Origin of the sequence: Streptomyces millisiae, from assembly GCF_031845425.1 — a bacterium.
In the GTDB taxonomy this organism is placed as follows: domain Bacteria; phylum Actinomycetota; class Actinomycetes; order Streptomycetales; family Streptomycetaceae; genus Streptomyces; species Streptomyces millisiae.
The window spans coordinates 1-416 of the sequence record NZ_JAVREM010000380.1 but is presented as its reverse complement, the minus strand read 5'-3'; the positions used below and the strand labels follow the sequence as shown (position 1 = coordinate 416).

The window sequence follows — 416 nt, the reverse complement described above, 5'->3', positions numbered from 1 at the left end:
GTCCAGCCGTACGTGGTCGGGGGCGAGGGCGAGCATGAGAGAGGTCTCGCGGATGCCGGCGTGGACCTCGGGCAGTTCGCTGTCGACCGTGACCTCGCTGGCAGCGAGGGTGCTCGGGTGCAGCGCGCAGATGGCCACGTCGTGGGTGTGCTGGAGCTGGTGCACCAGTCCCTCAAGGACGCCCCGATTGCCGCCGTGGCCGTTGACACTGAGCCCCGTCCGCCCGGGTGTGGCGCGGAGGGACTCCCCGCCGAGCGTGGTGATCAAGCTGGCGTACAGCGGGATGTCCACGGTCAGGGTGCCTGGCGCCCAGGCGTGCTCCGGGGAGAGGCCGTACGGGACGGGCGGCGCGACCCAGAGGTCGTGCCGGTCCGCGACGTGTGCGGCCAGCCGAAGCGCGAAGCGCTCGGCTATGA

At 71.9% G+C, this 416-nt stretch carries 1 protein-coding gene; it reads right to left on the bottom strand.

Going from position 1 to position 416, the window contains the following annotated elements; all coding sequences use genetic code 11:
* On the bottom strand, positions 1-416 hold a 416-nt coding region (locus tag RNC47_RS37180; RefSeq protein ID WP_311605294.1), incomplete at both ends, for a creatininase family protein.